The following is a 14525-nucleotide window of genomic DNA, read 5'->3' as shown; positions in this document are numbered from 1 at the left end:
ACACCCGCCGGGCTAGCCCCGGCCGCGGAGTTCCAGGCGCCGGGCGAACTCGGCCATGATCAGCGCATACAGCTCGTCGCCCAGGTAGCGGTCCTCGACGCCGCGCTCGATGCTCGGGTTGTCGTTCACCTCGATGACGTAGACCTGGCCGTCGCGTTCCTTCAGGTCCACCCCGTACAGACCGTCCCCGACCACGGCGGCGGCGCGGGTCGCCGCCTGCAGCACCTTGGGGGGCGCCTCGAAGGTGGGCAGCGTATCGAAGCCGCCGGAGCTGTCCCGGCGCCGGCCGTGGTGGTAGATCTGCCAGTGGTTGCGCGCCATGTGGTAGCGGCAGGCGTAGATGGGCCGTCCCGCGAGCATGCCGATGCGCCAGTCGAAGGCCGTGAAGCAGTAGGCCTGGGCCAGCACCAGGGTGGTCTCCTCCAGCAGCTCGCCGAGGCGCTGGCGCAGCTCGGGCCGGTCGTGGATGCGGAACACCCCGCGGGAGAAGGAACCCTCGGGCAGCTTCAGCACCACCGGGTAGCCCAGGGCGGCCTCGATGCGGTCCAGTTCGCTCTCTGTCGCCGCGCCCACCACGAGGGTGGGCAGCGCCGGCACGCCCTGGTAGCTGAAGGCGTCGTGCAGGAAGATCTTGTTGCAGCAGCGCAGGATGGAGCGCGGATCGTCCATCACCACCAGCCCCTCGCGCTCGGCGCGTCGCGACAGCCGGTAACTGGCGTGGTCGATGGCCGTGGTCTCGCGGATGAACAGGGCGTCGTAGCGGCTGATCGGGTCCGCCTGGTCGTGGCTGATCGTTTCCGCGCGGATGCCCACCGCGGCGGCGGCGGCGATGAAGCGGCGCAGCGCACCGGCGTCGCTCGGCGGGCTGCTCTCGCCCGGGTCCGTGAGGATGGCCATCTCCCAGCGCAGCCGCTTGTCCGCCGGCGGCGCGCGCCAGACCCGGCTGGTGAAGCGCTCGAGGGCGACCAGGCATTGCCCGCGTTCCTCGTTCTCCAGGTTGGCGAAGCTGCCGCGGCCGATGCGTACCGCGCCGCTGTTCTCGCGCTGCAGGATGAGGATCGGCGCCGGGTAGCGGCGGAAGGCCTGCCGGGCGACACCCTGCCAGGCGGCGTCGCTGCACTGGCCGAAGAACACCAGCGCTGTTTCCGCGGGCGCCTCGCTCACCTGGCGGGTATCCTTGCCGGCGGGCAGCAGCAGCGGCCCGGGCTCGTCCTCGCGCTGGCGCAGGTCGTTGATGGTCTCGACGCTCGGCAGGGCGGCGTGCTGCCGCGCCTCGGCGAGGAGCGAGCAGTAGTAACCACGGCTCAGGTACTGGGCCGTGTCGCAGAGGTTGATCAGTCGCGTCGGGGGCTCCCCGGCGCGGGGGTAGTCTTCCAGGTAGGCCTGGAAGGTGAGCCAGTGTTCGCCGGCGTCGGCCGGGAGGCAGCTTTCATCGTCGACAACGATGAGCGTCTTGCGCATATGCGAAGTTTCCAGGACGTTGCGCTCACCATTGTGGCCGCGCGACCTTGCGCCCTCGGCAGCGTAAGTAGCACAGGCAGCAGGTGACGACAAATGGTATTTTTGCGAGACAAGCCCCGGGGGGAATCACGATGGAGGATTGGCCGGAGGGTGTGATCCACGCCCTGCAACTCGACGGCGCCGGCGGCGCCCGGGAAGTCTCCTGGGACGAGGTCCTGGCCTGGCGCCCCGGCAGCGGCTGCCTCTGGGTGCACCTTCGGCTGGACGAGCCCTCGACCCGCGCTTACCTGGAAGGGCACAGCGGTCTCAACGACATCGCCATCGACGGTCTGCTCATGGAGGAGACCCGGCCCCGGGTGCTGACGCGGGCCAACAATCTCCTGCTCACGGTGCGGGGTATCAACCTGAACCCGGGGGAGGACCCGGAGGACATGGTCTCGCTGCGCCTCTGGAGCGACGGTGAGCGCGTGATCACCGTGCGCCGCCGCCGGCTGCAGTCCACGGAAGACATGCTCGCCGTGCTGCGCGCCGGCGAAGGCCCCGAATCCGCGGCGGCGCTGCTCGTCGCCTGGCTCGACCGCCTGGTGCAGCGCATGAGCGACAGCATTGAGGGTTTCGAGGATGCGGTGCTCGGCGTCGAGGAGGACCTGCTGCTCGACGACACCAGCTCGCTGCGCGCGACCCTGGGCCGCCTGCGCAAGCGCACCATCGCTATCCGTCGCTACCTGGCCCCCCAGCGCGAGGCCCTGGCCCGCCTGGCAACGGAGCCGCTGCCGTGGATCGGCGAGCTCGACCGCTTGCGCCTGCGCGAGATTGCCGATCGGCAGGTGCGCCTGGTCGAGGCCATCGACGAGGTCCGCGAGCGCGCCGCGGTCTCCCACGACGAGCTCGCCGCGCGCCTGTCGGAGCAGCTGAACGCCCGCATGTACCTGCTGTCCCTCGTCGCCGCACTGTTCCTGCCCCTGGGCTTCTTTACGGGGCTCATGGGCATCAACGTCGGCGGCATGCCCGGCGTGGAGAACGAGAGCGCCTTCTGGGTCGTCGCCGGGGGCTGCGTCGTGGCGGCGGTGCTGGTGTTCGTGGTTTTCCGCCTCCGGCGCTGGCTTTGACCGGGATCATTTGGCCAGGCCGGCGCTGCAGCTAGACTGCAGCCTGATCCATGAACAGGAGCGACCCGTGAAGACAGCCCACGACCTCGTCGCCGACGCCAAGGCGAAGATCCACGAGGTGACTCCCGCCGAGGCCGAGGCGTCCCTCGCCGATATCGACCTGCTGATCGACGTGCGCGAGCCGGAGGAATTCCGCGAGGATCACCTGCCAGGCGCCGTGAACATCCCGCGCGGCATGCTCGAGTTCAAGCTCACCGCCGACCCGGACCTGGAAGATCGCACCCGCCGCGTGCTCGTCTACTGCAAGACCAGCGGCCGCGCCGCGCTGTCGGCCGTCGCCATGCAGGAGATGGGCTACCTCCACGTGGCCTCCATCGCCGGCGGCATCGACGCCTGGCGGGAGGCGGGCAAGGCACTGGTGAAACCCGCGCTGCCGGATTTCGAATAGACCGCCCGGGCAGGCTGCCGGGGCGGGGTTTCAAGCGGGGAGGAGCACCTCCTCGCAGATCGCGCGCACGTCGTGCGCCTGCCGGCCCTCCTCGAGGGCTAGGTACAGGGTGATCAGGTAGAAACCGACCCAGACGAAATCGCTGTGCAGCGTGTAGTCGTGGGCCAGGAAGAAATCGAAGAGCTCGTCGAAGGACGCCTTGAAGCTGTCGATGGCGAAGTGCTGCCGCGACTGGCTGATGCCGAAGTGCTGCCGCAGCAGGCCGAACAGCTCGTCCCGGGCGGTATCGGGGAGCCCCTCCCGGAGCATGCCGGTGGCGAGGAGCGCCCTTTCGAGCAGGGCCTCGTCAGCGCTGTAGAAGCCCCGGTAGATGTCGGCCATGCCCTCGCGGAACGCCGGGCGGAGCTGCACCCAGAGCCCGTTCGGGGCGAACACCAGCGCCTGGCCGTCGATGGCGAAGCGCTGGCTGCGCAGATCCAGGAAGAGACCGTCCTCGTTGAGCCACTGCGCGAAGTAGAGCCGCAGCAGGGCGTCGCCGCAGCGCTTGCGCAGCCGCGGCCCGTCCACCGCCGGGAGCGGCCGGAGGCCGTCCAGGTCCGCGGCCAGTTCCACGCCCGGGTCCCGGGCCGCCAGCCCTTCGCGCAGTTTCTCCACCCCCGAGCCGCTGACGAAACGCCAGCTGACAGAGCGCAGGCTGCCCAGCAGGGGCTTCCACTCGATGGCATCCCAGCCCCGGGCCGGCACGAAGCGGGCGAGCTGGCGCAGGTCCTCGGGAACGAAGCGGGGCAGCTGCACGGCTCAGTCGTCGTCCCGGTCCGCGGGCCGGGTCATGGCGTCCACGTCCACCAGCCGGTCGAAGGTCTCCCCGTCCACGGCGCCGTCGGCGAGGGCCGCCTCGCGCAGGGTCGTGCCCTCCGCGTGGGCGCGCTTGGCGATGGCCGCGGCGCGGTCGTAGCCGATGGCCGGGGCCAGGGCGGTGACCAGCATGAGCGACTGCTCGAGGTGCATGGCGATCCGCTCCCGCTCCGGCGCCATCCCCGCGAGGCAGCGCTCGGTGAAGCTGTCCGCGGCGTCGGCGAGCAGGGCGATGCTGGTGAGCACGTTGTGGATGATCACCGGCTTGAAGGTGTTGAGCTGCAGCTGTCCCTGCAGCCCCGCGGCGGTGACCGCCGCGTGGTTGCCGATGACCTGTACGCAGACCATGCCGAGGGCCTCGGCCTGCGTCGGGTTGACCTTGCCGGGCATGATCGAGGAGCCGGGCTCGTTGGCCGGAAGCCGGAGCTCGCCGATACCGCAGCGCGGGCCGGAGGCGAGCAGGCGCACGTCGTTGGCCAGCTTGCCGAGGCTGACGGCGAGGGTGTTCAGTGCCCCGGAGAGCTGCACCAGCGCGTCGTGGGCTGCAAGGGCCTCGAACTTGTTCGGTGCCGTGCGGAAGGGCAGCCCGGTTTCCCCGGCGACGAGGGCTGCGAAGCGCTCGGCGAAGCCGGCCGGGCAGTTGAGGCCCGTGCCGACCGCGGTGCCGCCCTGGGCGAGCGCGTAGACGTCGTCGAGGGCCGCCTCGACGCGGTGGCGCCCTGACCGGGCCTGTACGGCGAAGGCGGAAAACTCCTGCCCCAGGGTGAGGGGCGTGGCGTCCTGCAGGTGTGTGCGGCCGATCTTGTTGATTCCCGCCCAGGCGCGGGCATGGCCGGCGAGGGCCTGTTCGAGTCGCGCCAGGGCGGGCAGCAGGCGTTCGTGCGCCTCCCGGGCCGCGGCGATATGCATGGCCGTGGGGAAGGTGTCGTTCGAGGACTGGCCGCGATTGACGTGGTCGTTGGGGTGCACCGGGTCGCGGCTGCCGAGCGTGCCGCCGAGGAGCTCGCAGGCGCGGTTGGCGATGACCTCGTTGGCGTTCATGTTCGACTGGGTGCCGGAGCCGGTCTGCCACACCGGGAGCGGGAAGTGATCGTCCCAGCGCCCGTCCATTACCTCCCGGGCGGCGCGGGCGATGGCGTCCGCGATGTCCGCGGGCAGGGCGTCGAGCTCGCCGTTGCAGCGCGCTGCGCAGTACTTCACCAGGCCGAGGGCGCGGACCAGCGGGAGCGGCATGCGCTGGTCGCCGATGGAGAAGTTGCCCAGGGCGCGCTGGGTCTGCGCACCCCAGTAGCGCTCCGCCGGTACCGCCACCGTGCCCAGGGCGTCCTGTTCCTCGCGCGTGTTCACAGCGAGGGGCCGCCGAGGACCCGGCGCAGGGCGTGCTGGAAGGTCTGCATCAGCGCGGCGGTGGAAATGCCGACCATGAGAATGCCGTTGATGGCTTCGAGGGGGCCGAGCAGCGCGTGCCGTTCGGACATGACGATATCACCGTAGCCGAGGGTCGCGAAGTTCACGGCCGAATGGTAGACGGCCACGGAGAGTTCGTCGAATTCGCCGATGAACACGAACAGCGCGGCCCACGCGGCGACCTGGGCGAGGTTGCCGAAGATCAGGATGAGCATCACCACGGTGAGGATCTTCAGCGCCGAGCCCAGCGCGTGGTCACGGATGTTGGCCTGCCGGTTGACGTAGAAGCGCAGGGCGAACACCACGAGCGTGGACTGGAGGATCAGGCAGACGGCCATGACAGGCACGCCGAGGAGCAGGTTCAGGAGCACGGTACGGCCTCCGGGGTACGGGTGGGCGCGGCGCGGCGCTGCTCGCGCCAGCGTTCGAGCGCTGCCATGGCCACTATGGCGTAGCCGGTAACGCCGAGAAACAGCGCCATGCGCAGCGCGAAAGCCTGGTAGACGTCCCTGCCCGCGGCGCTGTCCTGTACCGCCGCGCCGAGCAGGATGAGCAGGGTCACGAGGGCGTTCACCCACCAGGACGGGCCGTGGCGGGTCGGCGCGAGGCCGTAAAGGCGGTAGCCCGTGTAGCCGGTAAAGACCGCGGTCCAGAGGGTGAAGAACCACAGGGTCGGTGCAAGGCCGAGGAGCAGCCAGAACAGCACGGCCCCGGCGCCGCCAGCGAGGGTCGAGGTGAGCAGCTCCCGGGTCGCCGCCCGGGCGCTGACGGCAGAGGCCTCCCGCGACAGGAGCAGTGATTTCATGGCCACGGGCAGGTAGAAGGTGGGGTCCAGGAGCAGCAGCCCGACCGGGGGCACCATGAACAGCGTCGCGCGCAGGGCGATCCACTGGCTGTCGGCGAGCGCCGGGGGCGGCGGGGGTGCCGGCGCCGGGCCAGTGGCGGGAAAGAGGGCGAAGGCCACGACCTGGCAGAGCAGGGCAACAGCCATGGCCAGGACCATGGCCTGGATCAGGGTGGCGGCAAGGCCGGGGTCAACGGCGGCGATGGCCGGGATGACTGCACAGCCGATGGACAGGAGCATGCCGGCGGGCGCCTTGCCCTCGCTGGTGGCAATGCGCGTACTGAGGTAAATGCCCGCGGCCATCAGCGCGAGGCCGGTCGCGGGATAGGTGCTGGCGAGCGTGCCGAGGATCACGCCGATGCCGAGGGTCAGCGCCAGGGCAAGCAGGATGACGACGATGCGCTTCGCCCGGGGGGCCTCGCTGGCGCCGCTGGTCAGGAACACGGCGAAGAGCGCAGCGAGGTAGGGCAGCGGCAGCGCCAGGCCGTAGCCCGCCGCGATGGCGAGCGCGGTTGACGCGGCGAGGCGGTGACTGCGGCGGCGGGCCTCGAGCGGATCCATCAGTAGGCGTAGGAGAGCAGGCTGGCGAGGCGGATATAGAGCTTGCCGAGGGGCACGAGCAGCCCCGAGCCCTCGCCGTAGGCGATCACCGAGGCCTGGCCGCCGACCAGGAGTTGCGCGCGGAACTCGGCGGGCAGCGGTTCGTCGAAGGCCACCTGCACCGGGAAGCGCTGCGCGGGGCGCAGCCAGTCGCGGCTCGAGCGCAGCGTCGGCAGGTTGCCGGCCTGGGCCTCGCGGCTGCCGCTGACACCCCGGCCGATACCGCGGATGCGCCCCGGGTAGACGCGCCCGGGCAGCACGTCGAGAACCACCTCCACCGGCGTGCCCGGCGCCAGGTGGCCGAGGTTGTTCTCGGTGAAGGCGGCGTCGATCCACAGGTCGTTGAGGGCGATCAGCGTGAGCACCGGGTTGCCGGTGCCGGCGAACTGCCCGACCTCCGTCCGCAGGTCGGTCACGAAGCCGTCGCTCTCGGCGACCACGGTGGTGTTGGCGAGGTCGAGTTCCGCCTTCGCGACCCGGGCCCTGGCCGCCGCCAGCTGGGTGTTGTCGTCGCCCGCGCCGCCCATGGCGTCGATGGCCCGCTGGATCTCGGACTGGGCCGCGGCCACCTGGGCCCTGGCCGCCTCCAGGCTGGCCTCGGAGATTTCGAGCCGGCGCAGGGAGACCGTGCCCGGGTCGTCCTCACGCAGCCGCCGCAGCCGCCGCGCGTCCTTTTCCGCCTTCTCCCGGTTGGCCTCGGCGGCGCGCAGGTTGGCCCGGGCGGTGGTAACCGCCGCCTCCCCGGCGCGCACCTGCTGGCGGACGTTGGCGAGGTCGGCCCGGGCGCCCTCGGCGGCGATCGCGTACTGGCTGTCGTCGATGCGGAAGAGCGGCTGTCCCTGGCTTACGCGCTCGTTGTTGCCGACCAGCACGGCGGTAACCTTGCCGGCAACCTTGGGCGCGACCCCGACCACGTAGGCCTGCACCCGCGCCTGGCTGGTGTAGGGCGTGTAGCGGTCCGCCAGCAGGTACCAGCCCAGGCTCACGATGATGAAGGCGAGGAGCAGCAGGCCGCCGCGGCGCCCGGCCGGGGGCGGGGCCGGCTCCCGGGTCTCTTCGGGGGGCGCTTCCGGCGCCGGCGTGTCGGGCTCGGTCATGGCGTCATCCTACTCCTGGTGGGCCGGCGGGTCCGCCGGCGCCGCGTCGATGAGATGGTCCCAGGCGCCGCGGGCCCGAAGCTGCTCCCGGGTCTCCGCGGGCAGCAGCGTCTCGGCCGTGGCGGGCTCCCAGCCGCCGCCGAGGGCGGCGTAGAGCTGGATCACCGCCTGCAGGTGGTCGCCCTGGTTGCTGATGGCGCGGTCCGCCTGTGCGGCGAGGGCGCGCTGCGCGTCGAGGACTCGCTGGAACCCGGAGTAACCCTCCTGGTAACGGCGGGTGGCCAGGGCGAGGGAGCGCTCGGCGGCGTCGAGGGAGGCATCGAGGTCTCCCTGGCGCTCGGCGGTCTTCACGACCTGCACGGCCGCGTCGTCGATTTCCCGGGCCGCCGTGAGCACCGCCGCCCGGTAGCCTTCGAGAGCCTGCTGCAGCCGCGCATCCTCCACGCGCACCGCGTTCTCGAGGCGGCCGTAGTTGAGGATGTTCCAGCGCAAGGTGGGCCCGGCGGCGAGCACCGTGCGGTCCGGCGACAGCGCCAGGGAGCTTCCGGACCAGCCGACGCTGCCGGCCAGGCCGATGGCCGGGTAGAGATCCGCGGCGGCGATGCCGATGCGCGCGCTCTGCGCCGCGGCCTGCCAGGCGGCCGTGCGCACGTCCGGGCGGCGGGCGAGGAGCCGCGCCGGCAGCGCCGGGATCGCCTCTGGTGAGACCGCCGGCAGGCTGTCGTCGATGCCCTCGAGGCCCGGGATGTCCCCGGGCGGGCGGCCGAGGAGCGCGGCCAGCGCGTTGCGCTGGCGGGCGAGGGCGATCTCCAGGCTGGGGATGCCGGCGCGGGTGCCGAGGTACTGCACCTTGGCCTGCTGCAGGTCGAGCTCGGAGGTCTGCCCCTCGTCGTAAAGGCGCGTCGTGATCTCGAGGCTGCGCGCCTGCACCTTGACGTTCTGCCGGGCCACCCGAATGCGCCGCAGGGTGGTCTTGTAGCCGTAGTAGCGCGCGGCCACCTCTGCGGTCAGCAGCAGCTGGGCATCGCGCTGGGCGGTGATGGAGGCGAAGCTCGCCGCCTCCGCCGCCTCCACGGCGCGGCGGAAACGGCCCCAGAAGTCGAGCTCCCAGGCCAGGGACAGGCCGAGGCTGGCGCTGGTGTCGCTGCGGTCCGGTGACAGGCCCGAGCTGTCGTCGACCCCGGCGATCGAGGCGCTGGCCTCGATGCGCTGCAGCTGCGGGTAGCGGCTGCCGCTGGCAATCCCAAGGGTCGCGCGGGCCTCGAGGACCCGCAGGCCCGCGCTGCGCAACCCCGGGTTGTCGCGGCGGGCGAGCGCCAGGAGCGACGCCAGCTGCGGATCCTCGAAGCGGTCCCACCAGTGGGCGAGGCTGTCCTCGAAAGCGGGGTCGCTGCCGTCAACCTGCCCGTAGAGCGACGGCTGCCAGGCTGCCAGCCAGGCGACCTCGGGCTCCCGGAAGTCGGGGCCCAGCGGCGCGCAGGCGGCACCGGTTCCCAGTGCCAGCGCGAGCGTCAGCTGCCGTGCGACACGCATGGTCGGCGGATCAGGCGCCGTCCTGGCCGGCTGCCGGCTCTGGCTCGGGCCCGGGAACGGGCCCCCCGGCCGCCGCCGGCGCGGTCCGGTCGACCCAGGCCATGAGCAGCTGGTAACCCACGGCGAGCAGAACGGCGCCGGTGAACAGGCCCATGAGGCCGCTGCTGACCATGCCGCCGAGGGCGCCGAGAAGAATGACGGGCATGGGCGCATCGACACCGCGGCCCAGCAGCAGCGGCTTCAGGATATTGTCCGCCAGGCCCGCCAGGAAGAAGTAGACCGTGAAGACCGTGTTGGCGAGGGTGCCGTGGTCGCTGCCGATCCAGAGCCAGGCGATCGCCGGCAGGGTGAAGATGAGCGCGGGGATCTGCACGATACCGAGGATCAGCGCGGCCAGGGCGAGGAGCCCGGCAGCGGGGACGTCCGCGAGCAGGAAACCCACGCCGAACAGCACGGCCTGGATGAAGGCGACGCCGACCACGCCGGCCGCGACCGAGCGGGTGGTAGCCACGGCCAGGGTGTGCAGTCGCGTGCCGCGCTCCTCCCCGGCAGCGCGGCAGCAGAGGCGCTGCAGGGCGCCCGTGCCGCTGTCCGCATAGGCCATCATGACGCCGGCGATGATGAAGGCGCCGGTGAAGAACAGCAGCGTGGCCACGGAACTGCCGGCCGCGCCCATGGCCCAGCGCGCGATGCTGCGCAGCTGCTCCCCGTGCTCGTCGAGGAACTCGGAGAAATCGGCGGCAGCCTCGGTCCAGGCGGCGTGGAGCTCCGGGCCGATCACGGGCCAGGCAGCGACCGCATCCCGCGGCGGCGGCACCTCCAGGGTGCCCGCCTCGAAGGCGCGGTAGCCGCTGACCACGTCGCCCGCGAGAGAGACGGTCAGCAGCACCGTCGGCGTGCCGATGAGGACGACGATGGTCAAGACGAGCAGCGTGGCGGCATGCCCCTGGCGGACGCCGATAGCGCCGGCGAGGCGCCGGTTCAGCGGGTTCAGGGTCACCGCGAGGATCAGCGCCCAGAGCAGCAGGTTGGCGAAGGGCGAGAGGATGTGCGCGCAGGCGTAGGCGAGGAGGGCTAGCAGCGCAACCTGCACAACCGTTTCGATGACCGGACCGCCGCGGTGCTCCGTGGTCATGGCGTGCTCCCCTTTACTGGTTCCCCATGGGTTCTTGTCTCCGGGCAGCGTCCGACCGGTCGTTGTGCCCCGGAGGATGTTAGCACGGCACCAGGGCGCGGTTTCGCGTGCCCCGCGGGGTCTGTTAGGGTTATCGAATGCCTGGTAATGACACCGGGTCCACAGCCAAGCCCGGAGGAGGCAGAAGCATGAAACAGGCACAGGCGGGTGACACCGTGCGCATCCACTACAGCGGCACGCTCAACGACGGTACCCAGTTCGATACCTCGGAAGGGAGCGACCCCCTCGAGTTTGCCGTGGGCGGTGGCATGGTCATCGCCGGCTTCGACAAGGCCGTGGAAGGCATGGCCGTCGGCGAAAGCAAATCCGTGAAGATTCCGCCGGAGGAGGCCTACGGCCCCCGGCACGAGCAGCTCGTGCAGGAGGTGCCGAAGAGCGCCCTGCCGGACGACATCGCACCCGCTGTGGGCATGCAGCTCCAGGGCAAGAGTGCGGACGGCCAGGTCATGAACCTCGTCGTTACCGAGGTGGGCGATGCGGAAATCACCGTCGACGCGAACCACCCGCTGGCCGGTGAGGAACTGACCTTCGACATCGAGCTGGTCGAGATCGTCTGACTCGAGGCACCGCCGTCGAGTATCCGCCCCGGCGTTCTCTGACCGTCCCCTCTGCCCGTTGCCCGGGCGGGTGACCGGGACAGGGCTAGCGCACCAGCAGCCAGCTGGCGCTGGCGATGGTCAGCACGGTCGCGCTGCCGTAGCAGAGCAGCGCGGCCAGGCGGTGGGGCAGGGGGACGTGCAGCTCCTGCAACCCGTGATGCAGCCGGTGCACCGTGTGGTACAGCGGCAGGGCGATCACGGCGAGGAGAAACAGCTTGCCCAGCGGGTGGGCAATGAACTTATCCACGGCGTGCCAGGTGGCGACCGGTTCGCCGAAGGGAAGCAGGAACCCCGTGGCGAACACCAGCCCCGGCCCGATGAGGGCCAGCAGCATGCCGCCGGCGCCGAACAGGCTCCAGGCGATGGGTTCGTTGGACCGCTTCACGACCCGCCCCCCCCGAGGGGCCAGCTGGCGAGGGCCGCCCCGACGATGACGGCAGACCCGATCAGCGCCGCGACCTGGTGGCCGCGCTTGATCGTGGTACCGCTGATGCCCGGCACCACCAGCAGCTTGGGCACGAGCTCGATCCAGGTGACCGCGTGAAGAACACAGGCCGCCGCGGCAAGCGCGTGGAACGCGAGCCAGCCCGGCGCTTGCAGCGCTTCGAGCCAGCGCGTGAAGGCCAGCTGCCCCTGCGTGTAGCGATAGAGGCCGCTCACCAGCACCAGGGCGTAGACGAACAGCGGCAGCGCCGTCGCTTCCCGCAGCAGGTAGCGGCGGTAGGCCCGGTTGTGCTGCCACCAGTTCCAGCGCTGCGCCGGTCGCCAGGGTTTACGCATCGCGTTTGCCTCCCGCCAGCCGAAGCAGGTTCAGCCCGTAGTTGATGGTGGAGGCCACCTTGCCGCGGTTCACGGCCTGCGCCGGGTCGACGTCCTTGGGGCACACCTCGGAGCAGTAGCCGACAAACGTGCAGCGCCAGACCCCCTCGTCCGCGTTGAGGGCCGGCATGCGCTCGGCGCTGCCCTCGTCGCGCGAGTCTAGGTTGTAGCGCAGCGCCAGGGTCAGCGCCGCCGGCCCCAGGAAGCTGTCGTCGCGTCCGAACTGCGGGCAGGCGGCGTAGCACAGGCCGCAGTTGATGCACTGGCTGAACTGCTGGTAGCGCTCGAGTTCCGCCGGTGTCTGCCGGTATTCGCCCTCCGCCAGCGGGCGCTCGGCCTCGTGGAACATCCAGGGCTTCACCGTTTCCAGGTGGTCCATGAAGCCCTCGAGGTCGACGACGAGGTCGCGCTCCACCGGGAAGTGGTCCAGGGCCCGCAGGTGCAGTTCGCCCCGGTCCGCGAACTCACGCAGGAAGGTCTTGCAGCCGAGGCGGGGCTCGCCGTCGATCATGACGCCGCAGCTGCCGCAGATGGCCATGCGGCAGGACCAGCGGTAGGACAGCGTCGGGTCCAGCTCGTCCTTGATGTAGTTGAGCACCTCGAGAACCGACAGGTCCGCGCTGAACGGCACGTCATAGCGTTGCTCCGTCGGCGCCTCGTCCTTGCCGGGCCGGTAGCGGGCCACGTAGATGGCGATGCTGTCGCTCATTGTGCCGCCTCCTTCGCCCGCGCGGCGCCGCCGTAGAGGCGCTCACCGGGCTGCGAGCGCGTGATGTTCACGGCCTGCCAGTCCACAGTGGGCGCTCCGGTGCCGCCGTAGTGCGCCAGGCTGTGCTTGAGAAAATTGCCATCGTCCCGCGCCGGGTAGTCCTCGGGGCGCTGGTGACTGCCGCGGGACTCGCGGCGGGCCAGCGCTGCCGCGGTCATCGCCTCGGCCACGTCGAGCAGGAAGCCGAGCTCGATCGCCGAGAGCCACTCGGTGTTGAATGCCAGGCTGTCGTCCTCGAGCCGCAGCTGCCCGTAGCGCTCCCGGAGTTCGCGGAGCGTTGCCGCGGTCTTTTCCATGGCGGCGGGCATACGCTGGATGCCGACCCCTTCCTCCATGGCCTCGGCCATGGCGTTGCGCAGGTCCGCGAGCTTCTCCGTGCCGCGGGTGGCGCGCAGCGCGTCCCAGCGGGCCGCGTTGTCCCGCGCCTGGGCGAGCAGTTCGCCTTCGGAGGGCGTGCTGCCGGCGCGGGCCATCGCCGCCGCCGCCTCCCCGGCCACGCGGCCGAAGACGGAAAGCTCCGCCAGCGAGTTCGAGCCCAGCCGGTTGGCGCCGTGGAGCCCCACGCTGGCGCATTCGCCGGCGGCGAACAGGCCGGGCAGGGCGGTGGCGGTGCGCCCGTCGGTCTGGATACCGCCCATGGTGTAGTGAGCCGTGGGACGCACCGGGATGGGCTCGTGCACCGGGTCGACGTCGATATAGGTGCGGGCGAGTTCGCGGATGAAAGGCAGGCGCTCGTTGATCCGCGCCTCGCCGAGGTGGCGCAGGTCGAGGTTGACCGCCTCGCCGCGCGGTAAGCTGAGCGTGCGCCCGGCCTGGGACTCGTGCCAGAAGGCCTGGCTCACCTTGTCCCGGGGCCCGAGCTCCATGGTCTTGTTCTGCGGTGCGCCGAGCGGTGTCTCCGGGCCCAGGCCGTAGTCCTGCAGGTAGCGGTAGCCCTCGCTGTTGGTCAGCACGCCCCCCTCGCCGCGGGCGGCCTCGGTGATCAGGATGCCGGAGCCCGGCAGCCCCGTGGGGTGGTACTGGACGAATTCCATGTCGCGCAGGGGCACGCCCTGGCGGTATGCCATGGCCATGCCGTCACCGGTGACGATGCCGCCGTTCGTGTTGTAGCGGTAGACCCGGGCGGCACCGCCGGTGGCGATGATCACCGCGGGCGCGAGGAGCGCGACCGTTTCCCCGCTCGCCATGTGGATACCCTGAACGCCGCCGCAGTGCCCGTCCGCGACCAGCAGGTCCGTGCAGAACAGCTCGTCAAAGCGACGGATGGACGGGAACTTGAGCGAGGTCTGGAACAGCGTGTGCAGGATGTGAAAGCCGGTCTTGTCGGCGGCGAACCAGGTGCGCTCGATCTTCATGCCGCCGAAGGCGCGCACGTTCACCCGGCCGTCGGGCTTTCGGCTCCAGGGACAGCCCCAGTGCTCGAGGCGCAGGTTCTCCTCCGTCGCGTGGCGCACGAAGTACTCGACCACGTCCTGGTCGCAGAGCCAGTCGCCGCCGGAAACGGTGTCGTCGAAGTGATGGTCGATGGAGTCGTGGTCCTGGACCACGCCGGCACAGCCGCCCTCCGCCGCCACCGTGTGGCTGCGCATCGGGTAGACCTTCGAGACGAGCGCGATGTCGAGGGTCGGGTCCGCCTCGGCGGCTGCGATGGCCGCGCGCAGGCCGGCACCGCCGCCGCCGATGATCACGATGTCTGAGCGTTCCTGCCGCATGGCGGGGCCTCTCGCTGATCGAGGGGGAAGTGTAACGAAGCCGGGCGCCGGCGGTCAGGCCGGCACGGCTTTCACTT

15 protein-coding genes are annotated in these 14525 nt (G+C 71.1%); 3 read left to right on the top strand and 12 right to left on the bottom strand.

The genetic code is table 11. The features are described from left to right. Nucleotides 1–12: 12 nt before the first annotated feature. Nucleotides 13–1461 carry a RimK family ATP-grasp domain-containing protein gene (locus RKE50_RS01650; RefSeq protein WP_350033859.1) on the bottom strand — a complete coding sequence of 483 codons (1449 nt, stop codon included), beginning with the start codon at nucleotides 1459–1461 and terminating at the stop codon, nucleotides 13–15. A gap of 131 nt (nucleotides 1462–1592) precedes the next feature. Here RKE50_RS01650 and RKE50_RS01645 point away from each other — a divergent pair, with 131 nt between their 5' ends. Continuing rightward, nucleotides 1593–2570, top strand: a complete 978-nt coding sequence (locus tag RKE50_RS01645) for a zinc transporter ZntB (protein WP_350033858.1) — start codon at nucleotides 1593–1595, stop codon at nucleotides 2568–2570. Between the two features lie 67 nt (nucleotides 2571–2637). After that, on the top strand, nucleotides 2638–3018 hold the full coding sequence (locus tag RKE50_RS01640) for a rhodanese-like domain-containing protein (RefSeq protein WP_350033857.1): 381 nt from the start codon (nucleotides 2638–2640) through the stop codon (nucleotides 3016–3018). 30 nt (nucleotides 3019–3048) lie between these two features. On the opposite strand, the gene RKE50_RS01635 is transcribed toward RKE50_RS01640, so the two are convergent. The 7 genes from RKE50_RS01635 to RKE50_RS01605 are packed head-to-tail and all read right to left on the bottom strand — an operon-like array spanning nucleotide 3049 to nucleotide 10489. Then, a complete protein-coding gene (locus RKE50_RS01635; protein WP_350033855.1) occupies nucleotides 3049–3813 on the bottom strand; it encodes a hypothetical protein in 765 nt (254 codons plus the stop codon). Nucleotides 3814–3816: 3 nt separating this feature from the next. Beyond that, complete coding sequence (gene fumC / locus RKE50_RS01630; protein WP_350033854.1) at nucleotides 3817–5220, bottom strand: class II fumarate hydratase; 1404 nt, start codon at nucleotides 5218–5220, stop codon at nucleotides 3817–3819. Then, nucleotides 5217–5651 (bottom strand): ion channel, encoded by a 435-nt coding sequence (locus tag RKE50_RS01625; RefSeq protein ID WP_350033852.1) that lies wholly within the window; start codon nucleotides 5649–5651, stop codon nucleotides 5217–5219. The genes fumC and RKE50_RS01625 overlap by 4 nt, the downstream gene beginning before the upstream one ends. Next, nucleotides 5642–6685 (bottom strand): DUF2955 domain-containing protein, encoded by a 1044-nt coding sequence (locus RKE50_RS01620; RefSeq protein ID WP_350033850.1) that lies wholly within the window; start codon nucleotides 6683–6685, stop codon nucleotides 5642–5644. The genes RKE50_RS01625 and RKE50_RS01620 overlap by 10 nt, the downstream gene beginning before the upstream one ends. Further along, nucleotides 6685–7821, bottom strand: coding sequence for an HlyD family secretion protein (locus RKE50_RS01615; RefSeq protein WP_350033848.1), 1137 nt, complete (start codon nucleotides 7819–7821; stop codon nucleotides 6685–6687). Before RKE50_RS01615 ends, RKE50_RS01620 begins: the two co-directional genes overlap by 1 nt. A gap of 9 nt (nucleotides 7822–7830) precedes the next feature. Then, nucleotides 7831–9354, bottom strand: coding sequence for an efflux transporter outer membrane subunit (locus tag RKE50_RS01610; RefSeq protein ID WP_350033847.1), 1524 nt, complete (start codon nucleotides 9352–9354; stop codon nucleotides 7831–7833). Between the two features lie 10 nt (nucleotides 9355–9364). Then, entirely contained in the window at nucleotides 9365–10489 is a 1125-nt protein-coding gene (locus RKE50_RS01605; RefSeq protein ID WP_350033845.1) for an AI-2E family transporter, read from the bottom strand. 188 nt (nucleotides 10490–10677) lie between these two features. Between RKE50_RS01605 and RKE50_RS01600 the strand changes: the two genes are divergently transcribed. After that, nucleotides 10678–11106: an FKBP-type peptidyl-prolyl cis-trans isomerase gene (locus tag RKE50_RS01600; RefSeq protein WP_350033844.1), complete on the top strand. Its 429-nt coding sequence runs from the start codon at nucleotides 10678–10680 to the stop codon at nucleotides 11104–11106. Nucleotides 11107–11191: 85 nt separating this feature from the next. Here RKE50_RS01600 and frdD read toward each other — a convergent pair whose 3' ends face one another. From frdD to frdA, 4 genes are read right to left on the bottom strand one after another with little or no spacing between them, the layout of a single operon-like run. Beyond that, nucleotides 11192–11533, bottom strand: coding sequence for a fumarate reductase subunit FrdD (gene frdD / locus RKE50_RS01595; RefSeq protein ID WP_350033843.1), 342 nt, complete (start codon nucleotides 11531–11533; stop codon nucleotides 11192–11194). After that, nucleotides 11530–11928: a hypothetical protein gene (locus tag RKE50_RS01590; protein WP_350033841.1), complete on the bottom strand. Its 399-nt coding sequence runs from the start codon at nucleotides 11926–11928 to the stop codon at nucleotides 11530–11532. Before RKE50_RS01590 ends, frdD begins: the two co-directional genes overlap by 4 nt. Next, nucleotides 11921–12676, bottom strand: coding sequence for a succinate dehydrogenase/fumarate reductase iron-sulfur subunit (locus tag RKE50_RS01585; RefSeq protein ID WP_350033840.1), 756 nt, complete (start codon nucleotides 12674–12676; stop codon nucleotides 11921–11923). Before RKE50_RS01585 ends, RKE50_RS01590 begins: the two co-directional genes overlap by 8 nt. Then, a complete protein-coding gene (gene frdA / locus RKE50_RS01580) occupies nucleotides 12673–14448 on the bottom strand; it encodes a fumarate reductase (quinol) flavoprotein subunit (RefSeq protein ID WP_350033839.1) in 1776 nt (591 codons plus the stop codon). The genes RKE50_RS01585 and frdA overlap by 4 nt, the downstream gene beginning before the upstream one ends. Nucleotides 14449–14525: the final 77 nt, after the last annotated feature.

Origin of the sequence: Pseudohaliea sp., assembly GCF_040217025.1 — a bacterium.
Taxonomy (GTDB): domain Bacteria; phylum Pseudomonadota; class Gammaproteobacteria; order Pseudomonadales; family Halieaceae; genus Pseudohaliea.
Note: the sequence above shows the minus strand (reverse complement) of the source record. Positions and strands in the feature narration are given on the sequence as shown.

Coding starts and splice junctions, on each gene's coding strand:
- RKE50_RS01650 (WP_350033859.1), bottom strand. CDS start 1,461: ATGCGCAAGACGCTCATCGTTGTCGACGATGAAAGCTGCCTCCCGGCC.
- RKE50_RS01645 (WP_350033858.1), top strand. CDS start 1,593: ATGGAGGATTGGCCGGAGGGTGTGATCCACGCCCTGCAACTCGACGGC.
- RKE50_RS01620 (WP_350033850.1), bottom strand. CDS start 6,685: ATGGATCCGCTCGAGGCCCGCCGCCGCAGTCACCGCCTCGCCGCGTCA.
- RKE50_RS01615 (WP_350033848.1), bottom strand. CDS start 7,821: ATGACCGAGCCCGACACGCCGGCGCCGGAAGCGCCCCCCGAAGAGACC.
- RKE50_RS01610 (WP_350033847.1), bottom strand. CDS start 9,354: ATGCGTGTCGCACGGCAGCTGACGCTCGCGCTGGCACTGGGAACCGGT.
- RKE50_RS01605 (WP_350033845.1), bottom strand. CDS start 10,489: ATGACCACGGAGCACCGCGGCGGTCCGGTCATCGAAACGGTTGTGCAG.
- RKE50_RS01600 (WP_350033844.1), top strand. CDS start 10,678: ATGAAACAGGCACAGGCGGGTGACACCGTGCGCATCCACTACAGCGGC.
- RKE50_RS01590 (WP_350033841.1), bottom strand. CDS start 11,928: ATGCGTAAACCCTGGCGACCGGCGCAGCGCTGGAACTGGTGGCAGCAC.
- RKE50_RS01585 (WP_350033840.1), bottom strand. CDS start 12,676: ATGAGCGACAGCATCGCCATCTACGTGGCCCGCTACCGGCCCGGCAAG.
- frdA (WP_350033839.1), bottom strand. CDS start 14,448: ATGCGGCAGGAACGCTCAGACATCGTGATCATCGGCGGCGGCGGTGCC.